Raw genomic sequence first — 25,203 nt, 5'->3', positions numbered from 1 at the left:
CGAACTCCTGGAAAGTGTCCGCAGCGACGTGCACACCGCTGCAGGATCACGTACTCGCGGTTATTCGCCGACTTTGCCGCCAGCTGCATCGCAAGCAGCCTTGGTCATCGTCTTGAAACCGTGCCCCTTGCAGACGGCCTGGCCTTTACAGGCGTTTTCAGCAGTCTTGCAGTCGTTCATGCCTTTGCAGGAGGTCACGCCATAGCAATGTACATTCGCTTCATCAGCCGCCTGGACCTGGGTCGCGACACCGGCAAACATAGTGGCGGCAGCAATGGCCAGGGCAGCACCGGAAACGGCGTTCTTGAAGTTCATTATGGTAATCCTCATAGGTCTGTAGGGCGCCGGCTGAACGGTTTGTTCAGTCCCGACACAGCACTAGAGTGAGGTGCCTGCTGGGCGTTACAGCGTGATCGACATTTTTATGTGCCGCCGGCGGGCACTAGTGCCCACGGCGATTTATCGTCACACTCGCACCAGCTTTTTCGCGGGATCACGGACAAGGAAGCGTCACTCTCATGATTTCGATCTATCAGCTCAAACCGCGTTTTCAAAACCTGCTGCGCCCCCTGGTCCAGCGCCTGTACGACAACGGCACCACCGCCAACCAGATCACCGTACTGGCGGGAATCGTGTCGCTGCTGGTAGGCCTGCTGGTGGCGGGTTTCGCCGGGCATGCCTGGGTGTTCGTGTTGATCCCGCTGTGGATGATCCTGCGCATGGCCCTCAATGCCATCGACGGCATGCTCGCCCGAGAGTTTGGTCAACAGTCGCGCCTGGGCGCCTACCTCAATGAACTGTGCGATGTGATCGCCGACAGCGCGCTAATCCTGCCATTCGCGCTGATCTCCGGCGTCAGCCTGGCGCCGGTGCTACTGGTGACGCTGCTGGCGGTGTTCAGTGAATATGCGGGCGTGCTTGGGCCGATGGTCGGTGCATCGCGGCGCTACGACGGGCCCATGGGCAAGAGTGATCGGGCGTTCGTCCTCGGCGTGCTGGCCACCGGCGTGGCACTGGGCTGGCTCGGCGCCGGCTGGGTCGATGGCGTGATGTGGCTGGTGGCTGCATTGCTCGCCTATACCCTGGTCAATCGAGTGCGCCAGGGCCTTGAAGAACAACTAGAAACCCCTCCGACGGCATAAGGATCTTGCGATGCGCGAACAGCAACAGCACACCTTCAGCACCCATGACGGGGTAGAGCTTTTCTATCGGCACTGGCCCGCGACCACCGCGACCGGGCCTGAGCCCCGCCAGGCGATCCTGCTGTTCCATCGGGGCCACGAGCATTCTGGGCGTATTGCGCACCTGGTGGATGAACTGGACCTGCCGCACTTCGATTTCTTCGCCTGGGACGCCCGTGGCCACGGCCAGTCCCCCGGCGCGCGTGGCGACAGCCCGAGCTTTGCCACCAGCGCACGGGACGTGCAGACGTTCTGCGACCATATCGGCGCAGCCTATGGCATCGAGCCAGAAAACCTCGCCGTCATCGCCCAAAGCGTCGGCGCGGTGATTGCTGCCACCTGGGTCCACGACTACGCCCCCAACATCCGCGCCCTGGTGCTTGCCTCCCCGGCATTCAAGGTCAAGCTCTACGTACCCTTCGCCCGGCCAGGCCTGGCGTTGATGCGGCGTTTTCGCGGCAATTTTTTCGTCAACAGCTACGTCAAGGCCAAGTTCCTCAGCCATGACCCCGAGCGTGTCGCGTCCTACGACACAGACCCGCTGATCACCAAGGCGATCTCGGTGAATGTGCTGCTGGGCCTGTACGAAGCGGCCGACCGCGTAGTCGCCGATGCCCAGGCGATCCAAGTGCCGACCCAACTGCTGATCTCCGGCTCGGACTTTGTGGTGCATCGCAAACCCCAGCAACAGTTCTTCGAGCGCCTGGGCAGCCTGAAAAAAGAACTGCACATCCTGCCCGGCTTTTTCCACGACACCCTCGGCGAACGCGACCGTGCCGTGGCGCTGGTCAGTGCCAGGCGTTTTATCCTGCAAAACTTCGCCCACCCGCTGGACCGCGCCAGCCTGCTGGATGCCGACAAGATCGGCGCGACCTGCGCCGAATCCGAATCCCTCGCTGCGCCACTGCCGCACAACTCGCTACGTGACCTGTACTGGCGCATGACCCGCGCCAGCATGGGCCTGGGCCGCCAGTTGTCCGAGGGCGTGAAGCTGGGCTTCGACACCGGTTTCGATTCCGGCAGTACCCTGGACTATGTCTATCGCAACAAGCCCACCGGCAAAGGTGCGCTGGGGCGGATGATCGACACCAACTACCTGAACTCCATTGGCTGGCGCGGGATTCGCCAGCGCAAACTGCATGTCGAAGAATTGCTGCGCCTGGCCATGGTCAAGCTGCGGGATGACGGGCGTGAGGTGCGCATTGTCGACATCGCCGCGGGGCATGGTCGCTACATTCTGGAAGCCTTGCAGGGCGTTTCTCCATTGCCGGAATCGATCCTGTTGCGCGACTACAGCGATATCAACGTGCGCGACGGTGGCGCGCTGATTCGCGAGAAAGGCCTGGGAGATATTGCGCAGTTCGTCAAAGGTGATGCCTTCGACCGGGCAGACCTGGCGGCGCTGGCGCCCAAGCCGACACTGGCAGTGGTGTCGGGGCTGTACGAGCTGTTTGCCGATAACGCCATGGTCGGTGGCTCCCTCGCCGGCCTGGCCGAGGCCGTGGAACCCGGTGGGTACCTGGTATACACCGGCCAACCGTGGCACCCGCAACTGGAACTGATCGCCCGCGCCCTCACCAGCCATCGCCAGGGCCAGGCCTGGGTGATGCGCCGTCGCAGCCAGGCGGAAATGGATCAACTGGTGGAGGCGGCGGGCTTTCGCAAGATCACCCAGCGTGTGGATGAGTGGGGCATCTTCAGCGTCTCGCTGGCGCAGAAGATCTGAGCATGCGCGAACCCGGTCTCTTCAAACCAGCGCTGCTGTGGCTGCTGCTGTTGGCGCCGCTGTTTTTCAGCACCTACGGCTTTGCCACGTGGGTGACCAGCCAGCGCAGCGACGTCGGCACCCTGGTGTTCGGCTGGGAAACCCATATCCCGTTCTGGGCCTGGACCATCGTGCCCTACTGGTCGATCGACCTGCTCTATGGCTTCTCCCTGCTGCTGCCCAACAGTCGCCATGAGCTCAAGCAACATGCCCTGCGCCTGCTGAGTGCCCAAGTGATTGCGGTGAGCTGCTTCCTGCTCTGGCCGTTGCGCTTCACCTTTGAGCGCCCGGAAATGGACGGCGTGTTTGGTTGGCTGTTCGCGGTGCTGGCGGGGTTTGATAAACCGTTCAACCAGGCGCCTTCGCTGCACATCGCCCTGCTGGTGATCCTGTGGGTGATGTTCCAGCGGCATAGCCAAGGCCTGTGGCGCTGGCTGGTGCATGGCTGGTTCGCACTGATCGGCATTTCGGTACTGACCACTTACCAACATCACTTTATCGACTTACCCACAGGCGCCCTGGCCGGCTGGCTGTGCGTGTGGCTATGGCCGGTGGATCATCCAAGCCCGCTGCTTAATGCGCGCCTGGCCAAAGATCCGAAACGTTGGCGCCTGGGTTTGCGCTACGCCGTGGGCGCCCTGCTGCTGGCGACAGCGGCCTTTACCTGGGGCGGCGCCTGGCTATGGCTGTGGTGGCCGGCCGTCGCGGTGTTGCTGGTGGCGCTCAACTATTGGCTGTTGGGTGCCGCAGGCTTTCAGAAACGTGCCGATGGCCGACTCAGCCCGGCGTCCCGCTGGCTGTACGCGCCTTATCTCGCGGCGGCGTGGCTCAACTCGCGGCTATGGACACGTAAACACCCACAACCCGATCTGATTGTGGATAACGTATGGCTGGGGCGAATTCCGACGACAGCGCAGCTGAGTTCATTCAATGCCGTGGTCGATCTGTGTGCCGAACTGCCGCTTTATCCACAAGGTCGCGCTTACCATGCCCTGCCCGTCCTCGACCTCACCGCCCCCACACCTGCGCAGTGCCTGGAAGCGGCCCAAGCCATTGAGCGCTTGCGCAAACACGGGCCTTTGCTGGTGTGCTGCGCCCTCGGCTACTCCCGCAGCGCCAGTGCCGTGGCGGCATGGCTGCTGCACAGCGGGCGCGCCAGCACGGTGGATGAGGCACTGACTATTATTCGTACAGCACGGCCGGATGTGGTCCTGCACGCCCATCACCGTCAAGCCTTGGGAGAACTGCCTTATGCCCGCTGATATGCAACTCCAGGTGGTCGCCAGCCTGCTGCGTCGTGGACGTTCGCTGGATCAGTTATCCACAGGCCTGACCTTGCTCGGGGTGTTGTTCGGCCTGGCGCAACTGTTGATGGTCAGCATCACGCCAATCTGCCTGCTGCTCAGCCTGTGGATGATTGTCCTCGGGCTGCTGCAAAAGTACTGGGCGCTGCGGGTGGCCTTTGACGCCGACTTGTTTGCGCTGATGGCCAAGGACATAGAGCGCACCGGCGAACTGGACCAGACCTTGCAAACCCTGGGCCTGCAACCCGCCAACCGCGCTAGCCGGCCATGGACCGAGCGTCGGCGTGGCGCCCTCAAATTGCTGCGCAAACAGGCCTATCTGCTGGGCGCGCAAGTGTTACTGACATTGGCCGTCATCCTGGCCAGCCCATGGCTGCCCTTCGCCGGATAAGGAATCCTCATGTTCGAACCCGTGGTCGCAACCCTGATTACCTCCATGGCCCGCACAGTGACCGGCGCCCGCAGCTTGTGGCTGGGCTGCGCGCCAGAACCCGTGCAGCGCATCTACTTTGCCAACCACAGCAGCCACGGTGACTTCGTGCTGCTCTGGGCCTCGTTGCCGCAGAACCTACGCAAAGCCACGCGCCCGGTGGCCGGCACCGACTACTGGAACAAGAGCGCTTTGCGCCGCTACATCATCAACCGGGTGTTCAACGGGGTGCTGATCGACCGCGAGCGCAAAGACCCTGTGGATAACCCCTTGCAGCCGATGCTCGAAGCCCTGGAGCATGGCGACTCGCTGATCATTTTCCCCGAAGGCACGCGCAACCTGGAGGATGGCCTGTTGCCATTTAAGAGCGGCCTGTATCACCTGGCAAAAAGTTACCCACAGGCACAACTCATCCCGGTGTGGATAGCCAACCTCAACCGCGTGATGCCCAAGGGCCGTGTACTGCCGCTGCCACTGTTGTGCACCACCAGCTTCGGCGCCCCGCTGCAACTGCAGGACGGTGAAGACAAAGCCCTGTTCCTCGCCCGCAGCCGCGACGCCCTGCTCGCCCTCGCCCCGGAGCATTCCTGACATGGATAGCCAAACCCTGATGTTGTTCGGCGGCATCGGCATGATTCTGGTGCTCGCCTCGCTGATCGGCCTGATCCTCAAGCTGCAAACCCGTGGCACACCCAACGCGGTGATCGACAACCTCAACGCCCGCATCAATGCCTGGTGGGTGATGGTGGTGGTGATCGGCATCGCATTCTGGCTTGGGACTGGCGCGGTGATCCTGTTGTTCTACGCCGTGTCGTTCTACGCCCTGCGCGAATTTCTCACCCTCACACCCACCCGCCGCAGCGACTACCCGGCGCTGGTGGCTGCGTTCTATCTGGCCCTACCCCTGCAATACCTGCTGATCTACTTTGACTGGTACGGCCTGTTCTCGATTTTCATCCCGGTCTACGTATTCCTGCTGCTGCCCATCCTGGCCTCGCTGGGCGGCGACAGCACGCACTTCCTGGAGCGGGCGTCGAAAGTACAGTGGGGCCTGATGATCGCGGTCTTCTGCGTATCCTTCGTCCCCGCCCTGCTGACCCTCGACATCGTCGGCTACGAGGGCCGCAACCTCTTGCTGATCGCCTACCTGGTGATCGTGGTGCAACTCTCGGACGTGTTGCAGTACGTGTGCGGCAAACTGTTCGGCAAACACAAGATCGCGCCCAACCTGTCACCGTCGAAAACCGTCGAAGGCTTTATCGGTGGGATCCTGCTGTCATCCCTGATCGGCGCAGCGCTGTGGTGGACCACCCCGTTCAACCCTTGGCAGTCCTTCCTGATTGCGCTGCTGATCAACTTGCTGGGCTTTGCCGGCGGGATTGTGATGTCGGCGATCAAGCGCGACCGAGGCGTGAAGGACTGGGGGCATATGATCGAAGGACACGGCGGGATGCTGGATCGGCTGGATTCGGTGTGTTTCGCGGCGCCGATTTTCTTTCATCTGGTGCGGTATTGGTGGACCTGAGTCACACCTATCTAAAGGCTAACGACGTTCAAATGTGGCTGCGGGCTTGCTCGCGAAAACGTGATGTCAGGCACCATCTGTTTGGCCGAATCTCCAGGCTGTTCGGCATTCCTCGCGTTATGTCTTAACATAGCCGGTTGCCGAAAGAACCGTCATGGCCATGACCATGGAGGGCTTCCGCCCTTTTCGACTACAAATAAGTGTGCTGAAGATGAACAAGCCTTTCATTTCGCTGTGCCCTGAAATTACTCGGGCGCACGCGCTGACGCTGATGGATTGGTTGGAGGATGAGCGCGTCACCTGCTATCTGAGCGATTCGCCTGATGTCTCCCGCTCCATCGAGCACGCCATCGATCGGACTCAATTGCCGATCCTGACCCATCTATTCAACCAGGGTGGCCGATTCTTCATGGCCTATGACCGGCATGACGCCCCGGTGGGCTTTGTCCGTCTCATCAAGACCGGCTCAAATTGCGAGATCGTCCTGGTCATCGGAGACAGCGACAAATGGGGCCGAAACCTTGGCGCCCGCACGATTCGCGAAGGCATGAAACTGGCCTTCCTCGACATGCGGGCCAAGATGCTCATCGCCAAAATCCACCCGGACAACACGCGCTCGCTGAACGCCTTTCTGCGCTGCGGCTTTGTGCTTGAGAGCGAAACGCCGACATTGAAGTCGTTTTCAATGACGGCGGGGCGCTATCGCCAGTTCTTGCGCGAAGGTAGCGCTGGCGACTCCACAAGGATCTATATCACTGAAATCGACAAGGCCAGGCTCGAGAGTCTAATCGTGCTCGAGCAAGGCCCGGCCATTGTTGAACTCGAACATGAGCTTGAGCGAGCCATTGTCGTCAAGCCGCAGCAAGTGGCGTGCAATGTCGTCACGATGAACTCTAGAGCCTTGCTGCAGTTGGACGACGAAGAGATCGAAGTGGCCCTGGTCTACCCCGAAGATGAGGACAGCAGCGCAGGGAAGCATTCCGTGTATTCCGACATCGGCGCCGCCATCCTGGGCTATCAGGAGGGAGACGCCATCGACTGGCGAATTTCTGATCGGACCCGCCGGATTGAGATCAGGAAAGTGCTTTACCAGCCAGAGGCTGCGGGCGACTTCCACCTATAAACGCGCCTTTTGCTCAGTGTTCGTCCTTCAGGCGCGAGGATCTCCAAAATCAGCAGGGATAACGAGAGAAGGACGTCGTTTGGAGCCCACAGAGGCTCCAAACGGGACAGCTTTTAATACCTAGAGACAGCTTTACTCAACCGTCACCGACTTGGCCAAATTACGCGGCTGGTCAACGTCCGTGCCCTTGAGCACCGCCACGTAGTACGACAGCAACTGCAGCGGGATGGTGTAGAGAATCGGCGACAAGGTGTCATGGATGTGCGGCATATTGATGACGTGGGTGCCTTCACCGTTGGTCATGCCGGCCTTTTCATCGGCGAACACGATCAGTTGGCCGCCACGGGCGCGCACTTCCTGCAGGTTGGACTTGAGCTTCTCCAGCAGTTCATTGTTCGGCGCAACGGTGACCACGGGCATGTCGTCGTCTACCAGGGCCAATGGGCCGTGCTTGAGCTCACCGGCCGGGTAGGCTTCGGCGTGGATATAGGAAATTTCCTTGAGTTTCAGGGAGCCTTCCATTGCCACGGGGTATTGCGCGCCACGACCGAGGAACAGGGTGTGGTTCTTGTCGGCAAACAGTTCGGCGACTTTCTCTACAGTGCTGTCCATGGCCAGGGCTTCGCCTAGGCGGGTCGGCAGGCGGCGCAGTTCTTCTACCAGGGTGGCTTCGACGCCCTCGGCCAGTGTGCCGCGGACTTGGCCCAGGGACAGGGTCAGCAGCAACAGGCCCACCAACTGGGTAGTGAAGGCCTTGGTGGAAGCTACGCCGATTTCGCGACCAGCCTGGGTCAGCAGGGTCAGGTCGGACTCACGCACCAGGGAGCTGATGCTGACGTTGCAGATCGCCAGGCTCGCCAGGTAGCCCAGCTCTTTGGCATTGCGCAGGGCGGCCAGGGTGTCGGCTGTCTCGCCGGACTGGGAGATGGTCACGAACAGGGTGTCGGGCTGCACCACCACCTTGCGGTAGCGGAATTCGCTGGCCACTTCGACCTGGCACGGGATGCCGGCCAGTTCTTCCAGCCAGTAACGGGCGACCATGCCGGCGTGGTAACTGGTACCACAGGCGACGATCTGTACATTGCGCACTTTGGCGAACAGCTCGGCGGCTTGTGGGCCGAAGGCATTGACCAGCACCTGGTGCTGACTCAGGCGTCCTTCCAGGGTGCGTTGCACCACGGCCGGTTGCTCGTGGATTTCCTTGAGCATGAAGTGGCGGAACTCGCCCTTGTCGGCGGCTTCGGCACCATCGCGGTATTGCACGGCTTCGCGCTCGACGGAGTTGCCGTTGACGTCCCAGATCGCCACGCTTTCACGGCGGATGTCGGCGATATCGCCTTCTTCCAGGTACATGAAGCGGTCAGTGACCTGGCGCAGGGCCAGTTGGTCGGAAGCCAGGAAGTTTTCCCCCAGGCCCAAGCCAATCACCAGCGGGCTGCCACTGCGGGCGGCAACCACACGATCCGGTTGGCTGGCGCTGATCACGGCCAGGCCGTAGGCGCCATGCAGTTCCTTGACCGTGGCCTTGAGGGCGGTGGTCAGGTCACTGTAGTCCTTGAGCTTGTGGTTGAGCAGGTGGGCGATGACTTCGGTGTCGGTGTCCGAAGTAAAGACGTAGCCCTGACCCTTGAGTTGTTCGCGCAGCACTTCGTGGTTTTCGATGATGCCGTTGTGCACCACCGCAATGTCACCGGAGAAGTGCGGGTGCGCATTGCGCTCGCACGGTGCCCCGTGGGTCGCCCAGCGGGTGTGGGCGATGCCCAGACGGCCCGCCAGGGGCTCACCGGCCAGGGCCTGTTCCAGTTCACTGACTTTGCCTGGGCGACGCATGCGCTCAAGCTTGCCCGCGTTGCTAAAGACCGCCACGCCGGCACTGTCGTAGCCACGGTATTCGAGGCGCTTGAGGCCTTCGAGCAAAATGGCGGTAACGTTTCGTTCAGCGACTGCGCCTACAATTCCACACATGGTTTCTCTCCTAGATGACTGCCGCGCAAATCAGCGTAATGCCGCGGGCTTGAATCTGGTCGCGGGCCTCAAGCGGCAGGCGATCATCGGTAATAAGGGTATGGACGCTGCTCCAGGGCAGTTCCAGGTTGGGAATCTTGCGGCCGATCTTGTCGGATTCGACCATCACCACCACTTCACGGGCGACTTCGGCCATCACTCGGCTCAGGCCCAGCAATTCATTGAAGGTGGTGGTGCCGCGCTGCAGGTCGATGCCGTCAGCGCCGATAAACAGTTGGTCGAAGTCATAGGAACGCAGCACTTGTTCTGCGACCTGGCCCTGGAACGAGTCCGAGTGCGGGTCCCAGGTCCCGCCGGTCATCAACAGCACCGGCTCATGCTCCAACTCACTCAGGGCACTGGCCACATGCAGGGAGTTGGTCATCACCACCAGGCCGGGCTGATGCCCCAGTTCCGGGATCATCGCGGCGGTGGTGCTTCCGCTGTCGATGATGATCCGTGCATGTTCACGCAGGCGTTTGACCGCCGCCCGGGCGATGGCGCGCTTGTGCACGGAAATGGGCTGGGCAGGATCGCCGACCAGTTCCTGGGGCATGGTGATTGCGCCACCGTAGCGACGCAGCAGCAAGCCGTTACTTTCCAGCGCGGCGAGGTCCTTGCGGATGGTCACTTCGGAGGTTTCGAAACGCTTGGCCAGTTCGTCAACGCTCACTTCACCCTGCTCGGTGAGCAAGGTGAGGATGTTGTGGCGTCTTTGCGGTGTGTTTCGTTTCGACATGGTGATGATAAGTTTCGTTTCGAAAGATAACGAAGGCAATCAAAACCTATTGACGGGAAATCGTCAAGCGGCGGGTGCACTTTTTTGAAAACAACATAGATCCAATGTGGGAGCGGGCTTGCTCGCGAAGGCGGTGCATCAGATACACGTTCAGTGACTGACACTCCGTCTTCGCAAGCAAGCCCGCTCCCACATTGGAGATTTATTGCCTGGGAGGTTGTGGATAACTCAGGTCTTTTTGATTTTGACCGGGCGTTTCCAGCCGTCGATGTTGCGTTGGCGGGCGCGGGCCACACCTAGCTGCAAGTTATCCACATCCTGATTGATGGTGGAGCCTGCGGCCGTGCTGGCACCGTCGCCCACCTTCACAGGAGCAACCAGTGAGTTATTGGAGCCGATGAATACATCTTCACCCAGCACGGTCTGGTGCTTGTTGGCGCCATCGTAGTTGCAGGTGATGGTCCCTGCGCCGATGTTGGTGCGCGCCCCGATAACGGCGTCGCCCAGATAAGTCAGGTGACCCGCCTTGGCGCCCTCGCCCAGGTGGGCGTTTTTCAGTTCGACAAAGTTACCCACATGGGCCTTGGCCTCCAGCACGCTACCAGGGCGCAACCGGGCGAACGGCCCGGCATCGCTGCCCTCACCCATCACCGCACCGTCGATATGGCTATTAGCCTTGATCACCACGCCTTTACGCAGGGTGCTGTCCTTGATCACGCAGTTGGGGCCAATCACCACGTCGTCTTCGATGATCACGCGACCTTCGAGGATCACGTTGATATCGATCAGCACATCACGCCCCACGGTAACCTCACCGCGTACATCGAAACGCGCCGGATCACGCAGCGTGACACCTTGGGCCATCAGGCGGCGGCCTTCGCGCAGTTGGTAGTGCCGCTCCAGCTCCGCCAGTTGTTTGCGGTCGTTGGCGCCCTGCACTTCCATCGGGTCATGGGGCTGCTCAGTGGCGACCAACAGGCCATCGCTGACGGCCATCTCGATGACGTCGGTGAGGTAGTACTCGCCCTGGGCGTTGTTGTTGGACAGGCGGCTCATCCAGTCCGACAAATGCGCTGCCGGCACCGCGAGAATCCCGGTGTTGCCTTCGGTAATTGCCCGTTGGGCCTCAGTGGCGTCCTTATGCTCGACGATGGCTGTGACCTTGCCGTCGGCATTGCGCACGATACGGCCGTAACCGGTCGGGTCTTCCAGCTCGACGGTGAGCAACCCCATCTGGCCAGGCACCACGTGTTTGAGCAAGCGCTGCAGGGTTTCTACTTCGATCAGCGGGACGTCACCGTAAAGGATCAGCACAGTGTCAGCCTTGATGAACGGTACGGCCTGCGCGGTGGCATGACCGGTACCCAATTGCTTGTCCTGCAATACGAAATTCAAGTCGTCGGCGGCCAGCCGCTCACGCACCGCGTCGGCGCCGTGGCCAATCACTACGTGGATACGCTGTGGCTCCAATTGCCGGGCGCTGTGGATAACATGGCCAAGCATGGAGTTGCCAGCAACCGGGTGCAGTACCTTGGGCAGGGCTGAACGCATGCGAGTGCCCTGGCCTGCGGCGAGAATGACGATTTCAAGAGACATGAATGGCTACCAATCCTGGGCGGTCCGGCTTCAGACCAAAGAAGTGTTTTGCAAAAAAAGAAAAAGGGTAGCCGAGGCTACCCTTTTTAATCAATCGCGCATGAAGCATGACGGCGTGGCCGCTTACTTCTTGCGGATCTGCTGGAGCGTGCGCAGCTGGGCTGCAGCCTCGGCCAGACGGACTGCAGCAGCGCTGTAGTCGAAGTCTGCACCTTTTTCGTTCAGCGCCTTCTCGGCAGCCTTGACGGCTTCCTGAGCGGAGGCTTCATCCAGGTCGCCAGCACGTTGCACGGTGTCGGCAAGTACCTTGACCATGTTCGGCTGAACTTCGAGGAAACCACCGGAGATGTAAAACACCTCCCGTTCCCCGCCTTGCTTGGTCAGCGTGATCGGACCTGGCTTCAAGCTGGTGATCAGCGGTGCGTGGCCCATGGCGATACCAAGATCACCCAGGTCACCGTGCGCTGTCACAAACTCCACCAGACCGGAGAAGATTTCCCCTTCCGCGCTGACGATATCGCAATGGACTGTCATAGCCATCTGATTGCCTCAACCTGATGAGCGCCCGTTGCCGGGCGCCTGGATTACAGTTTCTTGGCTTTCTCGATCGCTTCTTCGATGCCGCCGACCATGTAGAACGCTTGTTCTGGCAGGTGGTCGTAGTCACCGTTGAGGATGCCTTTGAAGCCAGCGATGGTGTCTTTCAGGGAAACGTATTTACCCGAGGCACCGGTGAAGACTTCAGCCACGAAGAACGGCTGCGACAAGAAGCGCTGGATCTTACGAGCGCGGGATACCAACTGCTTGTCGGTTTCCGACAGCTCGTCCATACCCAGGATCGCAATGATGTCCTTCAGCTCTTTGTAGCGCTGCAGCACGTACTGAACGCCGCGAGCGGTGTCGTAGTGCTCCTGGCCGATCACGTTCGGGTCCAGCTGGCGCGAAGTCGAGTCGAGTGGATCGACCGCTGGGTAGATACCCAGGGAAGCGATGTCACGGGACAGTACGACGGTGGCGTCCAAGTGGGCGAAGGTGGTCGCTGGCGACGGGTCGGTCAAGTCATCCGCAGGTACGTATACCGCTTGGATCGAAGTGATCGAACCTTCCTTGGTCGAAGTGATACGTTCTTGCAGAACGCCCATCTCTTCAGCCAGGGTCGGCTGGTAACCTACTGCAGAAGGCATACGGCCCAGCAGTGCGGATACTTCAGTACCGGCCAGGGTGTAACGGTAGATGTTGTCGACGAACAGCAGAACGTCGTTACCTTCGTCACGGAACTTCTCGGCCATGGTCAGGCCAGTCAGTGCTACGCGCAGACGGTTACCCGGCGGCTCGTTCATCTGACCGTAGACCAGTGCCACTTTGTCCAGAACGTTGGAGTCCTTCATCTCGTGGTAGAAGTCGTTACCCTCACGAGTACGCTCACCCACACCGGCGAACACGGAATAACCGCTGTGCTCGATGGCGATGTTACGGATCAGTTCCATCATGTTTACGGTTTTGCCTACACCGGCACCACCGAACAGACCAACTTTACCGCCTTTGGCGAACGGGCAGACCAGGTCGATAACCTTGATGCCGGTTTCCAGCAGGTCGTTGCCGCCAGCTTGCTCGGCGAACGAAGGTGCTGGACGGTGAATGCCCCAACGCTCTTCGGTGTCGATCGGGCCAGCTTCGTCAATCGGGTTGCCCAGTACGTCCATGATCCGGCCCAGGGTCGCTTTACCGACCGGTACGGAGATGGCAGCACCAGTGTCGACAACGTCCAGACCGCGCTTCAAGCCTTCGGTGGAACCCATCGCAATGGTACGAACTACGCCGTCGCCCAGCTGCTGCTGAACTTCCAGAGTAGTTTCCGCGCCTTGTACTTTCAGCGCGTTGTAGATGCTCGGTACGCTGTCGCGTGGGAATTCCACGTCGATAACGGCGCCGATGATTTGAACGATACGTCCGCTACTCATAGCTGGATCCTCTGAATATTTGAACCGTTAAACCGCGGCAGCGCCGCCGACGATTTCCGAGATCTCTTGGGTGATCGCAGCCTGACGCGCCTTGTTGTAGATCAGCTGCAAATCGCTGATCAGATCACCGGCGTTGTCGGTAGCGTTTTTCATCGCGATCATCCGCGCCGCTTGTTCAGCTGCGTTGTTCTCGACCACCGCCTGGTACACCTGCGACTCCACGTAGCGCACCATCAAGCCGTCAAGCAGCTCTTTGGCGTCTGGTTCGTAGAGGTAGTCCCAGTGGTGCTTGAGTTCCTGATCCGGGGTCGCCACCAGTGGAATCAATTGCTCCACGGTTGGCTGCTGGGTCATGGTGTTGATGAACTTGTTGGATACCACGGACAGGCGGTCGATCCGGCCTTCCAGGTACGCATCCAGCATCACCTTCACACTGCCGATCAAGTCATTGATCGACGGCTCTTCACCCAGGTGGCTGATAGCTGCAACGACGTTACCGCCGAAGTTGCGGAAAAAGGCCGCACCCTTGCTACCAACAACACACAGATCAATCTCGACGCCGTTTTCGCGGTTTACCGCCATGTCCTTGACCAGGGCCTTGAACAGGTTGGTATTCAAACCACCGCACAAACCACGGTCACTGCTCACTACCACATAACCTACACGCTTGACGGCGCGCTCGATCATGAACGGGTGGCGGTATTCCGGGTTGGCGTTGGCCAGATGCCCAATTACCTGGCGGATACGCTCCGCATAAGGACGGCTAGCCGACATGCGCATTTGTGCCTTGCGCATTTTGCTGACCGCCACTTTCTCCATGGCGCTGGTAATTTTTTGCGTGCTTTTGATGCTCGCAATCTTACTGCGAATCTCTTTTGCGCCTGCCATGTAACACCTATCAGGTTAGCAAGCGGGAGCCTTGCGGCTCCCGCTGCGGCTTACCAGGTTTGGGTGGCCTTGAACTTCTCGATACCAGCCTTCAGGCCAGCGTCGATTTCGTCATTGAAGTCACCCTTCACGTTGATCTTGGCCATCAAATCGGCGTGATCTCGGTTGAAGTAAGCAATCAGCGCTTGTTCAAAGCTGCCGACCTTGGCGATTTCGACGTCAGTCAGGAACCCACGCTCAGCGGCATACAGCGACAGCGACATGTCAGCGATCGACATTGGCGCGTATTGCTTCTGCTTCATCAGCTCGGTAACGCGCTGACCATGCTCAAGTTGCTTACGGGTCGCTTCGTCCAGGTCAGAAGCGAACTGGGCGAATGCCGCCAGTTCACGGTACTGAGCCAGAGCGGTACGGATACCACCGGAGAGCTTCTTGATGATCTTGGTCTGAGCGGCACCACCCACACGGGATACCGAAACACCGGCGTTCACAGCAGGACGGATCCCGGAGTTGAACATGGCCGATTCCAGGAAGATCTGACCGTCGGTGATGGAAATCACGTTGGTCGGAACGAACGCGGAAACGTCGCCAGCCTGGGTTTCGATGATCGGCAGTGCGGTCAGGGAACCGGTTTTGCCGGTCACTGCGCCGTTGGTGAACTTCTCTACATACTCTTCGGATACGCGGGATGCGCGCTCCAGCAGACGGGAGTGGAGATAGAACACGTCGCCTGGGTAGGCTTCACGGCCTGGTGGACGGCGCAGCAGCAGGGAAATCTGGCGGTAAGCCACTGCTTGCTTGGACAGATCGTCATAAACGATCAGCGCGTCTTCACCGCGGTCGCGGAAGAATTCACCCATGGTGCAACCGGAGTACGGTGCCAGGAATTGCAGCGCAGGAGACTCCGAAGCACTGGCAGCCACGATGATCGTGTTGGCCAGGGCGCCGTTTTCTTCCAGCTTGCGAACCACGTTGGCGATGGTAGATTGTTTCTGACCGATCGCTACGTAGACGCAGAAAATGCCGCTGTCTTTCTGGTTGATGATCGCGTCGATCGCCAGAGCGGTCTTACCGATCTGACGGTCACCGATGATCAGCTCACGCTGGCCACGGCCGACTGGGATCATGGCATCGACAGCCTTGTAGCCAGTCTGTACAGGCTGGTCTACCGACTTACGCCAGATCACGCCTGGAGCAACTTTCTCGACCGCGTCGGTCTCGGTGTTGCCCAGTGGACCTTTACCGTCAACAGGGTTACCCAGTGCGTCGACAACGCGACCCAGCAGTTCCTTACCAACCGGAACTTCGAGGATGCGGCCAGTGCACTTGGCGCTCATGCCTTCAGCCAGACTGGTGTACGCGCCCAATACAACGGCACCTACGGAGTCTTGCTCCAGGTTGAGAGCCATACCGTAGACGCCGCCCGGAAACTCGATCATCTCGCCGTACATTACGTCGGCCAGACCGTGAATCCGCACGATGCCGTCAGATACGCTGACGACAGTGCCTTCGTTACGGGCTTGGGAGGTCACATCGAGCTTGTCGATGCGGCCCTTGATAATTTCACTTATTTCGGAAGGATTGAGTTGCTGCATTGCTCTGCTGCCCCTTCAAACTCAAGATTTCAATGCTTCGGCAAGATTCGCGAGTTTGCCGCGAATCGAGCCATCGATAACCAGGTCGCCGGCGCGAATGACAACACCCCCAATGAGGGATGGGTCTTCCGCAACTTGCAGGCGCACTTCCCGGTCGAGTCGTGCACTGAGAACCTTGGCGAGTTTGTCTTGCTGTTCTTGGTTCAATGCAAAAGCACTGGTCACTTCAACGTCTACCGACTTCTCTTGCTCGGCCTTGTACAGGTCGAACAGAGCGGCAATCTCCGGCAAAAGCGGGAGACGGTCGTTTTCGGCAACGACGTGGATGAAGTTCTGCACTTTCACATCAAACTTGTCGCCGCACACGTCAATAAACGTGGCGGCCTTGTCTGCGCTCGTCAGTCGCGGGGCCTTGAGCACGCGCTGCATGGTGTCGTCTTGCGACACTGCTGCAGCCAGGCCGAGCATGGCTGACCAAGAGGCCAGCTGCTGGTGGGCCTGGGCGTGCTCGAAGGCTGCCTTAGCGTAAGGTCGGGCCAACGTGGTCAATTCTGCCATGATCGCCCTCGCTTAAATTTCAGCAGCCAGTTTGTTTACCAGCTCCGCGTGCGCGTTTTGATCGATTGTGGCACCCAGGATCTTCTCAGCACCGCCGACGGCCAGAGCACCCAGTTGGGCACGCAGCGCATCTTTGACACCATTCAGTTCCTGTTCGATCTCGGCCTGAGCCTGAACCTTCACACGGTCAGCGTCGATACGGGCTTTTTCAACAGCCTCTTCAACAATCTGGTTACCGCGTTTCTTGGCTTGCTCAATGATTTCAGCTGCCTGAGCCTTCGCTTCGCGCAGTTGCTGACCCGCTTTATCTTGGGCCAACTCCAGGTCGCGAGCTGCTCGTGCGGCAGCGTCCAGTCCATCCGCGATCTTCTTCTGACGTTCGTGCAAAGCCGCGATGACCGGAGGCCATACGAACTTCATGCAGAAAACAACAAAAATCAAGAACGCTAAGGACTGACCAATAATGGTTGCATTAATGTTCACGCCAATACCTCGCTCGTTCGTTGCACAACACACCAATCACTCGAAAAAACGAGTGATTAACCGGCGAGTTGACCAACGAAGGGGTTCGCGAAGGTGAAGAACAGAGCGATACCAACACCGATCATGGTCACGGCGTCGAGCAGGCCGGCAACGATGAACATTTTAACTTGCAGCATTGGAACCATTTCTGGCTGACGCGCGGCGCCTTCCAGGAACTTGCCGCCCAACAGGCCGAAACCAATGGCAGTACCCAGGGCGCCCAGGCCGATCAACAGTGCAACAGCGATAGCGGTTAGACCAACTACAGTTTCCATCTTTCCTCCCGACTTTTACGTCGTATGGTTTAGGTTTTTTAGATTTTAAAGCGGTAAAACAAATCGTTTCATAGCCCTGGTGGGCCACCTTCCCGTTTGACCGGGAAGGACATCAGACTAGTCGAGACTGGTCTTAATGGTTCTCTTCGTGCGCCATCGACAGGTAGACGATGGTCAGCATCATGAAGATAAACGCCTGCAGGGTGATGATCAGGATGTGGAACACAGCCCACGCCCACTGCAGAACAATGCCCAGGCCGCTAAGCCAGAGCAGGCCGCTGCCGAACATCACAGCGATCAGGATGAACACCAGTTCGCCGGCATACATGTTGCCGAACAGTCGCAGAGCCAGGGAAATCGGCTTGGCGATCAGGGTGACGAATTCCAGCAGGAAGTTCACCGGGATCAGCAGGGCTTGAACGAAGATGTTCTTGCTGCCGAAAGGGTGCAGGGTCAGTTCGCCGATGAAGCCGCCGATGCCCTTGATCTTGATGCTGTAGAAGATGATCAACGCGAACACCGACAGGGCCATGCCCAGGGTAGCGTTCGGGTCAGTGGTCGATACCGCGCGGAATGGGATGTGCGGGTCGCCGGAGATCAGGATGGCCAACTGAGGAATCCAGTCAACCGGGATCAGGTCGACGGCGTTCATCAGGAACACCCAGACGAAGATGGTCAGTGCCAGCGGTGCAATCACCGGGCTACGGCCATGGAAGCTGTCTTTCACGCTGCCATCGACGAATTCGACCAATACTTCAACGAAGTTCTGCAAAGCACCTGGCTGACCGGAAGTCGCCTTCTTTGCCGCCATGCGGAAAATCAGGACGAAGATCAGACCCAATGCGACCGACCAGCCCAGAGTATCCAGGTGGAAAGCCCAGAAGCCCATTTCTTTGGCTTCTGCTGCGGAGTGGGCAAAGCCCCAGCCGCCGTTGGGAAGCTGACCGAAGGTCAGGTTCTGCAAGTGGTGCTGGATATAGCCCGAAGCGGTTGTTTCTGCCATGGTTGCCTCAAACGCCCTAAGGTTTCGAAAGTCTTGTTTTCATTAGCAGGGGAGCGAACCAGCTGACCAGTTGGGTCAACACGAAGACGCCGAATACAGCTAGCGGCGCCAATGGCTTCACACCTGCAAAGGTCAGTGCAAACAGCACTGCCGTCAAAATCAGTTTCCCTGCCTCGCCGGCATAAAAGGACCGGACGATAGCCTGGGCTGCTCGGGCGCCGGAAAACCGAAAGGCCCTGTGAGCAAAATACATATTGGGCAGCAAGGCTATCAGGCCTCCGCAGAGTCCTGAATATCCGGCTACGACCCCATGCCAGTACCAAAGCGCCAATGCGGCGATCAGCAAAATGACAAATTGGGCCAATAAAACCGGAAAAACGGCCAAGCGATGGAACGGCAACGTGTTTGGCGTGCGGGTTTCCATCACTCTCGCTCCTCAATGGTCGGCTGCCGGAAATCAATAACTTGGCATAATTTGTGCCGACAAAATGCGCGCAGAGTATAGGGGCGGTTCTGCCCCTATTCAACTGCCGGGTAGTGATTTCCGACTGCACGCTACATAAGCAAATGTTTCAGCGGATGTGGGAAAGAACGCCCTGAAGCTCATCAAGGGAGTTATATCCGATAACCAATTGCCCTTTACCCTTCTTACCGTGGCGAATTTGCACCGCAGAGCCCAGCCGCTCGGCCAGCCGCTGCTCAAGGCGCGCAATATCCGGATCAGTTTTGGTGGTTTCAACCGGTGCAGGTTTGCCACTGAGCCACTGGCGAACCAGGGCCTCGGTCTGACGAACGGTGAGACCTCGTGCGACAACGTGTCGCGCCCCTTCAACCTGTTGATTTTCCGGCAACCCGAGCAAAGCGCGGGCATGACCCATTTCCAGGTCGCCGTGGGACAGCATGGTCTTGATCACTTCCGGAAGCGCGATCAGGCGCAACAGGTTGGAAACCGTGACACGGGATTTGCCCACCGCATCGGCCACTTCCTGCTGGGTCAGCTTGAATTCCTGCTGCAAGCGCTGCAAGGCGATGGCTTCCTCAATGGGATTGAGGTCTTCGCGCTGGATATTCTCGATCAACGCCATGGCAATGGCGGTTTCATCCGGCACATCGCGCACCATCGCCGGGATGGTTTCCTGACCGGCCTGCTGGCTGGCGCGCCAGCGGCGTTCGCCGGCGATGATTTCAAACCGACCGCCGCCAATGGGGCGCACGACAATCGGCTGCATCACGCCCTGGGCCTTGATCGAATTGGCCAACTCTTCCAGCGCCTGCGGGTCCATGTCCCGGCGCGGCTGGTACTTGCCACGCTGGATCAGGTCCAGCGGCAGGTGTTGCAGCTCACGGGAGTCGGCCTGCACCGCCTGTTCTTCCAGCGAAGTGACAGTCGGACCACTCAGCAGTGCATCCAGTCCACGTCCGAGACCTCGTTTCTTGACGGCCATGGGGATTCCTTAAGTTGGCTGGGCTGCAGCGGTGCGTGAGTTGCGGCGTTGGCGACGAACCATCTCGCCGGCCAGCGCCAGATAGGCAATGGCACCACGGGATGACTTGTCGTACGCCAGCGCGGGCATGCCATAGCTTGGCGCTTCGGCCAGGCGGATGTTACGCGGGATCACCGTGTCGTAAAGCTGGTCGCCAAAGTGTTCCTTGAGCTGCGCCGACACGTCGTTCATCAGGCTCAGGCGCGGGTCATACATGGTCCGCAGCAGGCCTTCGACTTTCAGGTTCGGGTTGAGCAATTCGGCAATACGCTTGATGTTATCCACAAGGTCGCTCAAGCCTTCGAGCGCGAAGTACTCGCACTGCATGGGGATAATCACCCCATCGGCAGCGACCAATGCGTTGAGCGTCAGCATCGACAGAGACGGCGGGCAGTCGATCAAAATGTAGTCGTAATTCTCGCGGATTGGCGCCAGGGCGCTGCGCAGACGGCTTTCTTTCATCTGCATTTCCAGCAGCACCACTTCCGCCGCGGTCAAATCGCGGTTAGCCGGCAGCAGTTGATAACCGCCGTGCTCGGAATAGTGCATGGCCTGGGCCAGGTCGCACTCGCCAATCAGCAAGTCGTAGACCGAGTTTTCCAGGCCGTGTTTATCCACACCGCTACCCATGGTGGCGTTGCCCTGTGGATCGAGATCGATCAACAGCACCCGACGCTTGGTAGCGACCAGGGATGCTGCGAGGTTGATGCAGGTGGTGGTTTTGCCCACGCCACCTTTCTGGTTCGCTATCGCGAATACCTTAGCCATTCTTGCTTGTGTTCCCAATCATGCCGTGCGGCGCAGTATCAGCAGATGGCGTTGGCCTTGGCAACCGGGTACGGCCAAGGCGTGTTCGCTATCGAGGTGGAATTCTGCCGGCAATGCTAACAGCTCGTCGCTTGGATGAACGCCCTTCATTGCCAGCCAACGAGTGTTCAGGTCGCCCAGGTGCCGGGTCCAGTTGCTGAAGTTCTCCATGCTGCTGAACGCCCTGGAAACAATTCCGTTGAAGGGCAGTTCAGGAGTGAAGGCTTCGACGCGGCTGTGGATAACTTGCAGGTTGTCCAGCTTGAGTTCGAGTTTGACCTGAGTCAGGAAGCGGGTTTTCTTGCCGTTGCTGTCCAGGCAAGTCACTTGCGACTCGGGAAACAGGATAGCCAGCGGGATGCCAGGCATGCCCCCGCCACTGCCAACGTCCAGCCAGCGCCCGTTTTCGATGAATGGCATCACGCTCAAGCTGTCGAGCAAATGCCGCGAGACCATTTCGTCCGGATCGCGCACCGCAGTGAGGTTGTAGGCCTTGTTCCACTTGATCAATAGGGCCAGATAGCCCAACAGCAATTCGTGCTGGGCTTCGGTCAAGTGCACGCCCAACTGGCGTGCACCTGTGGATAACTCTTCGGCGTGTTGCGAGGTGACCAACGAACTCAAGCGCTTTGCTCCAACTGACGGCCCGCGCCGCGTTTTTTCAAATGAATCATCAACAGCGAAATGGCTGCCGGAGTGACTCCCGGGATACGGGAAGCCTGGCCCAAAGTCTCGGGGCGAGTTATCCCCAGCTTGCTTTGAATCTCTTTCGACAGCCCGGAGATCCCGGTGTAATCGATATCTACAGGCAGCTTGGTGTCTTCACTGGCGCGCAGCCGAGCGATCTCGTCCTGCTGACGGTCAATGTACCCGGCATATTTGGTCTTTATTTCGACCTGCTCGGCCACCTGTGGATCTTCTGCGCCGCCACCGGTCACTTCGACCAGACCAGCGTAGTCGATTTCCGGACGGGACAGCAGGTTCAACAGGTTGTACTCGTGGGTCAACGGCGTGCCAAATTTTTCGGCAATGGCATCACCCTGCTCAGTGCCCGGGCGCACCCAGGTACTTTTCAGGCGTTGCTCTTCCAATTCGATGCTTTCGCGTTTTTTGCAGAACGCTGCCCAACGCGCGTCATCGACCAGGCCCAGCTCGCGACCTTTTTCGGTCAGGCGCAGGTCGGCGTTGTCTTCGCGCAGGATCAGGCGATATTCGGCCCGGGAGGTGAACATCCGGTACGGTTCCTGGGTACCCAGGGTAATCAGGTCATCAACCAACACCCCGATGTACGCTTCATCGCGACGCGGGCACCAGCTGTCTTTGCCCTGGGCGCGCAATGCCGCGTTGGTCCCGGCCAGCAAACCTTGGGCGCCGGCTTCTTCGTAACCGGTCGTGCCGTTGATTTGCCCAGCGAAGAACAGACCGCCAATCACTTTGGTTTCCAGGCTGTACTTCAAGTCCCGGGGATCGAAGTAGTCATATTCGATGGCATAGCCCGGACGCACGATATGGGCGTTTTCCATCCCGCGAATCGACTGCACGATCTGGATTTGCACATCGAACGGCAGGGAAGTGGAAATCCCGTTCGGGTAAAGCTCGTGGGTGGTCAAGCCTTCCGGCTCGATGAAGACCTGGTGGCTTTCCTTGTCGGCAAAGCGGTGGATCTTGTCTTCGATCGACGGGCAATAGCGCGGGCCGATGCCCTCGATCACCCCGGAATACATCGGCGAACGGTCAAGGTTGGCCGCGATGATTTCGTGGGTGCGCGCATTGGTGTGGGTAATCCAGCAACTCACCTGTTTCGGGTGCTGTTCCTTGGACCCCATGAACGACATCACCGGAATCGGCGTATCCCCGGCTTGCTCGGTCATCACCGAAAAATCCACAGAACGCCCGTCGATACGTGGCGGGGTCCCGGTTTTCAGGCGACCGACACGCAGTGGCAGTTCGCGAAGGCGATGAGCCAGGGCGATGGACGGCGGATCGCCGGCGCGACCACCCGAATAGTTCTGCATCCCGATGTGGATAAGTCCACCAAGGAAGGTACCCGTGGTCAACACCACGGATTCTGCGAAGAACCGCAGGCCCATTTGCGTGACAACTCCGCGCACCTGGTCCTGTTCGACGATCAGGTCATCCGCTGCCTGCTGAAATATCCACAGGTTGGCCTGGTTTTCCAGGGTTTCACGCACCGCGGCCTTGTACAGGATGCGGTCGGCTTGTGCCCGAGTTGCACGCACGGCCGGGCCTTTGCGGCTGTTGAGCACGCGAAATTGAATACCACCTTTGTCGGTAGCCATGGCCATCACACCGCCAAGGGCGTCGATTTCCTTGACCAGGTGGCTTTTGCCGATCCCACCGATGGCGGGGTTGCAACTCATGGCACCGAGGGTTTCCACGTTGTGCGTCAGCAACAGGGTTTTGACCCCCATGCGGGCTGACGCCAGTGCTGCCTCGGTACCGGCATGACCGCCGCCGATGACGATCACTTCAAAACGGGAAGGGAAATCCACCACGCACCTCGTGCCTGCTTATGTAGGTAATCAGGAATTGTCTGTTGAAAGAGTTTTGGAGCTATGGCGGCAAGTATAGGGACTTAGCCCTTCCTAAAGAACCCTTTGCACAAAATTTAACCAGCTGTGGATGAATCACAGACAATAGAAATTAAAAGAGAGAAGTTTATTAAATCTTTGTTTTTATGTTTATTTCTACTGAGCCTACTTTCTGTGGATAGATTTCTACAGGCCTTTATTTACGTGCTGTACAGAGATTCAAAAGTCTGTGGTTAGGTGGCAAGGAGGCCCTTGGATAAGTGCTTTAAGCCTGTGGATTAAACAGGTGGTTATCCACAGAGGGGTTTTTACTCAGGTTTCAAGCCCTGTTATCAACTGGGCACAGGGGTGGTTATTCACAGGGCTTAATCCACAGAAAAGCATCAGCCGCGGCAAATTTCGCCCACGGCAAGGCCACCTCGGGGAAAGGTTACTGTCAGAAAATGCGCGGGAGTGTCCTGGAACGGACAAAACAGACAGGCACGAATGGCCTGTCTGTGAATAACGAAGGGTTATTTACCGATGCAGAAACTGGAAAAGATCCTGCCGAGCAGATCGTCGGAACTGAATGCCCCGGTAATCTCCCCCAGAAGCTGCTGTGCCTGGCGCAAATCCTCAGCCAAAAGCTCTCCAGCCCCTGCCAGGGTCAACTGCGCACGGCCATGCTCAAGGGCCGCACTCGCATGGCGCAGGGCTTCCAGATGCCTGCGGCGAGCACTGAAGCTGCTTTCCGAGGTCTGTTCGTAGCCCATGCAGGCCTTGAGATGATCGCGCAGCAGCTCCAGGCCATCGCCGGCAGACTTGGCGCTGAGGCTGATGGTGACATGGCCATCGTCGCTGACCTCCAGGGCAATTGGCTCACCAGTGAGGTCCGCCTTGTTGCGAATCAGCGTGACTTTGGCCGGATCGGGCCGCTGTTCGAGGAATTCTGGCCACAGGGCAAAAGGATCAACTGCCTCAGGCGCAGTGGCATCCACTACCAACAGCACCCGATCCGCCTCACCGATGGCCTTGAGCGCCCGTTCCACGCCGATTTTTTCCACCTGGTCATCGGTATCACGCAAACCGGCGGTATCAACCACGTGCAGCGGCATGCCATCAATGTGGATATGTTCGCGCAGGATATCCCGGGTGGTACCAGCAATCTCGGTGACAATGGCCGCTTCACGCCCCGCCAGTGCGTTGAGCAAGCTGGACTTGCCGGCGTTGGGCCGGCCGGCAATCACCACCGTCATGCCATCGCGCAGCAATGCCCCCTGCCCGGCTTCCTTCAAAACTGTGGATAACTCGTCCCGCACTTTATCGAGCATGGCCAGGACATGGCCATCGGCGAGAAAGTCGATTTCTTCTTCCGGGAAATCAATTGCCGCCTCGACATAGATACGCAAACTGATCAATTGCTCGGTGAGGTTATGCACACGCAGCGAAAATGCCCCCTGCAACGAGCGCAGAGCATTGCGTGCGGCCTGTGCAGAACTGGCCTCGATCAGGTCGGCGATGGCCTCGGCCTGAGCCAGGTCGAGCTTGTCATTGAGGAACGCCCGCTCGCTGAATTCACCCGGCCGGGCCAGGCGGCAGCCCAATTGCAGGCAGCGCTGCAGCAACATGTCCAGCACGATAGGGCCGCCATGGCCCTGCAGTTCCAGCACATCCTCGCCGGTGAACGAGTTCGGCCCGGGGAAATATAGGGCCACGCCTTCATCCAGCACCTGGAGGTCTTCACCAAGAAAAGGCCCGTAATGCGCATACCGGGGCTTCAGCTCGCGCCCGCTGATAGCCTTGGCGGCAATGCCGGCCAGCGGTCCGGAAATTCGAACGATACCGACACCGCCCCGGCCCTGAGCGGTGGCGACGGCAGCGATGGTTTCACGAGGAGCGCTCATCAGCGGTT

Annotated in this window: 25 protein-coding genes; 7 read left to right on the top strand and 18 right to left on the bottom strand. The window is 59.0% G+C overall.

The window, feature by feature from the left end; translation table 11 throughout:
- Positions 1–60 precede the first annotated feature (60 nt).
- Positions 61–315, bottom strand: coding sequence for a hypothetical protein (locus HBO09_RS00705; protein ID WP_169990853.1), 255 nt, complete (start codon positions 313–315; stop codon positions 61–63).
- Between the two features lie 203 nt (positions 316–518).
- Between HBO09_RS00705 and HBO09_RS00700 the strand changes: the two genes are divergently transcribed.
- The 7 genes from HBO09_RS00700 to HBO09_RS00670 all read left to right on the top strand — a co-directional run bounded on the left by HBO09_RS00700 (position 519) and on the right by HBO09_RS00670 (position 7,328).
- Positions 519–1,142 carry a CDP-alcohol phosphatidyltransferase family protein gene (locus HBO09_RS00700; protein ID WP_169990851.1) on the top strand — a complete coding sequence of 208 codons (624 nt, stop codon included), beginning with the start codon at positions 519–521 and terminating at the stop codon, positions 1,140–1,142.
- Positions 1,143–1,152: 10 nt separating this feature from the next.
- Complete coding sequence (locus tag HBO09_RS00695) at positions 1,153–2,907, top strand: bifunctional alpha/beta hydrolase/class I SAM-dependent methyltransferase (RefSeq protein WP_169990849.1); 1,755 nt, start codon at positions 1,153–1,155, stop codon at positions 2,905–2,907.
- Between the two features lie 2 nt (positions 2,908–2,909).
- Positions 2,910–4,208 carry a phosphatase PAP2/dual specificity phosphatase family protein gene (locus HBO09_RS00690; RefSeq protein WP_169990847.1) on the top strand — a complete coding sequence of 433 codons (1,299 nt, stop codon included), beginning with the start codon at positions 2,910–2,912 and terminating at the stop codon, positions 4,206–4,208.
- The gene (locus HBO09_RS00685; protein ID WP_169990845.1) at positions 4,198–4,641 is read left to right on the top strand and encodes a hypothetical protein; all 444 of its coding nucleotides are present in this window, start codon (positions 4,198–4,200) and stop codon (positions 4,639–4,641) included. Before HBO09_RS00690 ends, HBO09_RS00685 begins: the two co-directional genes overlap by 11 nt.
- Before the next feature lie 9 nt (positions 4,642–4,650).
- A complete protein-coding gene (locus HBO09_RS00680) occupies positions 4,651–5,271 on the top strand; it encodes a lysophospholipid acyltransferase family protein (RefSeq protein WP_169990843.1) in 621 nt (206 codons plus the stop codon).
- Position 5,272: 1 nt separating this feature from the next.
- The gene (locus HBO09_RS00675) at positions 5,273–6,205 is read left to right on the top strand and encodes a phosphatidate cytidylyltransferase (protein ID WP_169990841.1); all 933 of its coding nucleotides are present in this window, start codon (positions 5,273–5,275) and stop codon (positions 6,203–6,205) included.
- 154 nt (positions 6,206–6,359) lie between these two features.
- On the top strand, positions 6,360–7,328 hold the full coding sequence (locus HBO09_RS00670; protein ID WP_169990839.1) for a bifunctional GNAT family N-acetyltransferase/nucleoside diphosphate kinase regulator: 969 nt from the start codon (positions 6,360–6,362) through the stop codon (positions 7,326–7,328).
- A gap of 132 nt (positions 7,329–7,460) precedes the next feature.
- On the opposite strand, the gene glmS is transcribed toward HBO09_RS00670, so the two are convergent.
- The 17 genes from glmS to mnmE all read right to left on the bottom strand — a co-directional run bounded on the left by glmS (position 7,461) and on the right by mnmE (position 25,195).
- Positions 7,461–9,293: a glutamine--fructose-6-phosphate transaminase (isomerizing) gene (gene glmS / locus HBO09_RS00665; RefSeq protein WP_169990837.1), complete on the bottom strand. Its 1,833-nt coding sequence runs from the start codon at positions 9,291–9,293 to the stop codon at positions 7,461–7,463.
- A 10-nt stretch (positions 9,294–9,303) separates the two neighbouring features.
- Complete coding sequence (locus HBO09_RS00660) at positions 9,304–10,071, bottom strand: DeoR family transcriptional regulator (protein ID WP_076964405.1); 768 nt, start codon at positions 10,069–10,071, stop codon at positions 9,304–9,306.
- 228 nt (positions 10,072–10,299) lie between these two features.
- Positions 10,300–11,667, bottom strand: coding sequence for a bifunctional UDP-N-acetylglucosamine diphosphorylase/glucosamine-1-phosphate N-acetyltransferase GlmU (gene glmU, locus HBO09_RS00655; RefSeq protein WP_169990835.1), 1,368 nt, complete (start codon positions 11,665–11,667; stop codon positions 10,300–10,302).
- Positions 11,668–11,790: 123 nt separating this feature from the next.
- Positions 11,791–12,207 carry a F0F1 ATP synthase subunit epsilon gene (locus HBO09_RS00650; RefSeq protein WP_003195825.1) on the bottom strand — a complete coding sequence of 139 codons (417 nt, stop codon included), beginning with the start codon at positions 12,205–12,207 and terminating at the stop codon, positions 11,791–11,793.
- A 44-nt stretch (positions 12,208–12,251) separates the two neighbouring features.
- A complete protein-coding gene (atpD, locus tag HBO09_RS00645) occupies positions 12,252–13,628 on the bottom strand; it encodes a F0F1 ATP synthase subunit beta (protein WP_015886645.1) in 1,377 nt (458 codons plus the stop codon).
- A 27-nt stretch (positions 13,629–13,655) separates the two neighbouring features.
- Positions 13,656–14,516 carry a F0F1 ATP synthase subunit gamma gene (atpG, locus tag HBO09_RS00640; protein WP_029290134.1) on the bottom strand — a complete coding sequence of 287 codons (861 nt, stop codon included), beginning with the start codon at positions 14,514–14,516 and terminating at the stop codon, positions 13,656–13,658.
- 50 nt (positions 14,517–14,566) lie between these two features.
- The gene (gene atpA / locus HBO09_RS00635) at positions 14,567–16,111 is read right to left on the bottom strand and encodes a F0F1 ATP synthase subunit alpha (RefSeq protein ID WP_029290137.1); all 1,545 of its coding nucleotides are present in this window, start codon (positions 16,109–16,111) and stop codon (positions 14,567–14,569) included.
- A gap of 21 nt (positions 16,112–16,132) precedes the next feature.
- Positions 16,133–16,669, bottom strand: a complete 537-nt coding sequence (locus HBO09_RS00630) for a F0F1 ATP synthase subunit delta (protein WP_057439298.1) — start codon at positions 16,667–16,669, stop codon at positions 16,133–16,135.
- Positions 16,670–16,681: 12 nt separating this feature from the next.
- On the bottom strand, positions 16,682–17,152 hold the full coding sequence (locus HBO09_RS00625) for a F0F1 ATP synthase subunit B (RefSeq protein ID WP_008439543.1): 471 nt from the start codon (positions 17,150–17,152) through the stop codon (positions 16,682–16,684).
- 56 nt (positions 17,153–17,208) lie between these two features.
- A complete protein-coding gene (gene atpE, locus HBO09_RS00620; RefSeq protein ID WP_002555987.1) occupies positions 17,209–17,466 on the bottom strand; it encodes a F0F1 ATP synthase subunit C in 258 nt (85 codons plus the stop codon).
- A gap of 133 nt (positions 17,467–17,599) precedes the next feature.
- Complete coding sequence (atpB, locus tag HBO09_RS00615; protein ID WP_049710820.1) at positions 17,600–18,469, bottom strand: F0F1 ATP synthase subunit A; 870 nt, start codon at positions 18,467–18,469, stop codon at positions 17,600–17,602.
- A 16-nt stretch (positions 18,470–18,485) separates the two neighbouring features.
- On the bottom strand, positions 18,486–18,893 hold the full coding sequence (locus HBO09_RS00610; RefSeq protein ID WP_010565865.1) for a F0F1 ATP synthase subunit I: 408 nt from the start codon (positions 18,891–18,893) through the stop codon (positions 18,486–18,488).
- A gap of 148 nt (positions 18,894–19,041) precedes the next feature.
- Positions 19,042–19,914 carry a ParB/RepB/Spo0J family partition protein gene (locus HBO09_RS00605; RefSeq protein WP_169390057.1) on the bottom strand — a complete coding sequence of 291 codons (873 nt, stop codon included), beginning with the start codon at positions 19,912–19,914 and terminating at the stop codon, positions 19,042–19,044.
- A 9-nt stretch (positions 19,915–19,923) separates the two neighbouring features.
- Positions 19,924–20,721, bottom strand: a complete 798-nt coding sequence (locus HBO09_RS00600; protein ID WP_005792605.1) for a ParA family protein — start codon at positions 20,719–20,721, stop codon at positions 19,924–19,926.
- A gap of 18 nt (positions 20,722–20,739) precedes the next feature.
- A complete protein-coding gene (rsmG, locus tag HBO09_RS00595; protein ID WP_169990833.1) occupies positions 20,740–21,384 on the bottom strand; it encodes a 16S rRNA (guanine(527)-N(7))-methyltransferase RsmG in 645 nt (214 codons plus the stop codon).
- Positions 21,381–23,273, bottom strand: coding sequence for a tRNA uridine-5-carboxymethylaminomethyl(34) synthesis enzyme MnmG (gene mnmG / locus HBO09_RS00590; protein ID WP_029290183.1), 1,893 nt, complete (start codon positions 23,271–23,273; stop codon positions 21,381–21,383). The genes rsmG and mnmG overlap by 4 nt, the downstream gene beginning before the upstream one ends.
- A gap of 551 nt (positions 23,274–23,824) precedes the next feature.
- A complete protein-coding gene (gene mnmE / locus HBO09_RS00585) occupies positions 23,825–25,195 on the bottom strand; it encodes a tRNA uridine-5-carboxymethylaminomethyl(34) synthesis GTPase MnmE (RefSeq protein ID WP_169990831.1) in 1,371 nt (456 codons plus the stop codon).
- Positions 25,196–25,203: the final 8 nt, after the last annotated feature.

Source organism: Pseudomonas sp. WS 5027, assembly GCF_012985695.1.
Classification (GTDB): Bacteria; Pseudomonadota; Gammaproteobacteria; order Pseudomonadales; family Pseudomonadaceae; genus Aquipseudomonas; species Aquipseudomonas hygromyciniae.
This window is presented reverse-complemented; position numbering and strand designations above follow the sequence as displayed.